At 41.3% G+C, this 3,701-nt stretch carries 2 protein-coding genes; both read left to right on the top strand.

The window, feature by feature from the left end:
* The coding region (gene fliS / locus P8O70_12850; protein ID MDG2197747.1) for a flagellar export chaperone FliS at nt 1-490 on the top strand (490 nt) is incomplete at its 5' end.
* 1,591 nt (nt 491-2,081) lie between these two features.
* Nucleotides 2,082-3,701, top strand: a 1,620-nt coding sequence (locus P8O70_12845) for a flagellin (protein MDG2197746.1), incomplete at its 3' end; no start/stop codon positions are given.

Here is a 3,701-nt window from a genome sequence, read left to right as displayed (position 1 = left end):
CAATCATTGTTTCCAAAAATTATGTCCCCTAGAGGAAAGCATGGCCCAGCTGCCGTACAAGAATTACAATCAGACAAAGATCCAGACTTCGGATCAGCTGTCGCTGATTATTTTGTTATACGATGGATTGTCCCGCTTTTTACGGAAGGGACAGCACAAAATTACTGAAAAAGATTACGAAGGAGCACATCACTACCTGACACGTAGCCGTGACATCGTCAACGAGCTGCTGGCCACCCTTCGAGTTGAGGAAGATAACAAGGTTGCGCAAAACCTGCGCTCCTTATATGTGTTCATGATTGGTCGAATCATCGAAGCAAACCTGAAAAAGGACGCTGCGATAGTCGACGAAGTCCTGAAAGTCGCTCAGAATTTACGCGATGGATGGACTCAATTGAAAGATCAACAAGCCCAACTGCGCCAGCAGAAGCATCAAACTTCTACTAATGACGAGATCGTCAGACAGCGCAAGATTCGGCTGCACGGATGAGGTCTTTGACATGCTAATGGAGGCACCCAGGAGAGGTGCCTGACCGAACCGCAGCTTGCCCACCATTCGGGTGCTCGCCTGCCGATGCCACAACCGAAACCTCTTCGGGTTGCATCCCCACCGACTACTAATCCGGAACATCTTAAGTACTAATAGCTGGACAACTCAGGTTTGTCTCTGAGTACTATTCTATGCGTGACTGTATTGCATCAGTGCCGTCCTGAGAAATACGCACTAGACTTTCAGTTACATTCATTCTGAAGTTCTGTCTGCTGTCCTATTCTGAACAAGAGAATCAGAAGAGAAATTACCACAGGACTATGTGCGTTTTTTCTGTCTAAAGATGGAAGTAGAATCTTGATCTGAAATCAGTGAGTTAGAGTGATTCAAGTTCTACCAAGATCCTGACTACCCACCCAGCAAAGTTTTATGGAAAGAGCTTTCATGTGGAATATCAGAAGATATAAGTAGAATTTAGTGTGGAATGCAGAATCAGATTTAGACTGTTAACTGATGTTTGAGAAACTGCTCCGATACTTGGCTCAGCCAACGGATTCTTATGATGAAGTTGGATCTTCCTATAAACGGTACTTAGTCACGTTCCCTCACAGGAGACTTATGGGTCTGTTACTTCGAGAAAAGATTCTCATTTGGTGCTAAAGAGAAGGCGTTAGAGCTTAAGAGTTGTGTAAATTATGAAGGAATAGGTTCAAATAAAATTCTAGTATCATTTTGGATTCACTGTAACACTTCATTTTATGAAGCAACTGAATCAAATAATGTGTTAATCAACAATTAAGTGATTTGATCTGGGCTGTGGATATCTTGCTCTGTGGTGTATAGCAGCAATATTAAAATATTCATAATTTTTCAGACAGTCCGAGCAGTAGCTCATAATGAACAGGCCTTCAGTTACTGAAAAAGTTCTCTGGCTGTCTTGAATGACCAACTTATTCGAACAAAGTTGAGTATCTTGCCAAAAGTGTAGTTTATTACTATCCAGATCTGGCATTTGAACTGTTCTTAGCGAACTGCAGAGTTCATTGAACTCCATGGAGAGCATGGTTTGGTCTTCAGTGTATCTGTTTGTAACTGTTCAGCTGCCTGAATGAGCCAGAGGGAGACGCTTTTGTGATGCACTTCAAGGCCTTTTCAGACAAATCTAAGACCAAATCTTCCGAGTTATAGATTTGGAAGCTGGTCTCTGTGCAGTATCCGAAAAGTTCGTCGATAAGTCTGGCAGCGACAGCGTTGGGAATTGTGGTTCGTATTGAAGAGGTTGCCGTCTGTATGGGGCATAGTGAGGGCATTATATTGTTAGTTCTCCAAATCAACGAGATAATTACACTAATCCTAATAAGAACATAATTGGGATAGTTATAGTGAGGAATTGTATCTCTGGATTCCTAGTTTTAAGAAATTGTTTAATTTTTTGCAAAATTTCAAAATTTTAAATGAATTTTATCAAGTATAATTGATTTTAGTAGGGAACTTAATATCAAAATTTTTTTCGAAATAGTATTAGTGGAAAATTAAAATTATTTTAGATTCAGCATGTTTGTTTTAACTCAGAAGACATAAGGATTGAAAAATGACGATCCGAGTCAACCTGAATATGCCTGCGATTAATTCACATAGGAATTTACTGATCAATAGCACTGAGCAAGCAAAGGCTATGGAGCGCTTGTCCTCAGGGTTGAAGATCAATCGAGGTGCGGATGGACCTGCTGCGCTAATAATTAGTGAGCGATTGCGTTCACAGACAGTCGGTCTGGAACAGGCTATAGATAATTCAGAGGCTGGAATTTCACTTGTTCAAACAGCTGAAGCTGCCCTAGACGAGGTGAGTGCATCTTTAATAAATGCTCGTCAGTTGGCGGTACACGCAGCAAATGAAGCAGTAAATGACGAATTCATGCTACGAGCTGATCAGCAAGAAATTGAGAATATACTCACTACCATAAACCGAATCGCTCAAAGTACTCAATATGGCAAGAAAAATCTACTTGATGGCAGCAAAGGGGCTTCAGGTGTTGTTTCTGGAGCTGATTTAGAGTTTGTTGGTGCTACACAAGCCACGAAAAGCTCTGGGGCAACCGGGTACGACGTACACATTGCTCAAGCTGCCTGTCGGGCCGAGGTTAGGGGTTCTATTCCGCTGACAAATGAAATTATCGACAAAGGCGAACAAATAACGATCATAGAGGGTTCTAAGACTGTCAATTTTCAATCGGTCAAAGGTGAAACAATTGAGAGCAATCTTAATGCTCTTAACGCTGCAATCAAGGAGGCAGGATTAGATATTGATTTGATACGCGCTTCTGAAAAAAGTATTGCTCCCAATGATTCCAAAAATATAACTCTGCGACATAAGCAGTTTGGAAGTGAATACACTTTCAAAGTTTCTAGCTCTACAAATGGCCTGCTTTCTACAAAAGGAAATGTTTATGACACAATCGAAAATGGTCTAGATGTAGCCGGAGAAATTAATGGAGAAGAAGCAACTGGACAAGGGCAGTTGCTTACTGGAAATGTTGGTAATTCCAACACAGAGGGATTGGCGATCAGATACAAAGGTCATTCGATACCTGGAGAATCACATTCATCAAATGTTTTATCAGAAGACCCTTCACAGTCAGAAGATTCAACCACAGAGATTCATCGGAGGCAAAGAAATCGATCACCTCAAATGTCAGAAGCGGAGCTGGCAGAATGTATTGGAGCGCTCGCTGGTACAGTCACTGTGAGCCAAAATTCACTAGTTTTCCAGATTGGCTCTAATGCAGAGCAAATAACCTCGCTTACTTTGCGCAATATGCGTACGAGCAACTTGGGTACAGGAGTAGAAAATATTAGCGGTTTCCAATCATTAGCTGACGTAGATGTTACTGGTCCGATCAAAGCCCAAGATACAATGCGCATTTTAGACACAGCACTCGGAGAGATATCGTCGACACGAGCAGAGATTGGTGCATTTCAGAAAAATAATTTAGAAAATAATCTAAACTATTTGCGTATGGCTCATGCAAATGTACAAAGTGCTAAGTCAATCATTCGTGACACAGATATGGCAGAAGAGATGACCGCGTTCACTCGTAACCAAATTATGACAGATTCAGCAACTGCAATGCTGGCTCAAGCAAACTTAAGAGGGCAGTCGATTCTTCAATTGTTAAAGTTCAGTTTACTAGTAGTTTTGGTAAAGGTTTTT

Source organism: SAR324 cluster bacterium (assembly GCA_029245725.1).
In the GTDB taxonomy this organism is placed as follows: domain Bacteria; phylum SAR324; class SAR324; order SAR324; family NAC60-12; genus JCVI-SCAAA005.
The sequence above is the reverse complement of the archived record's forward strand: the minus strand, read 5'-3'. Positions and strand labels throughout refer to the sequence as shown.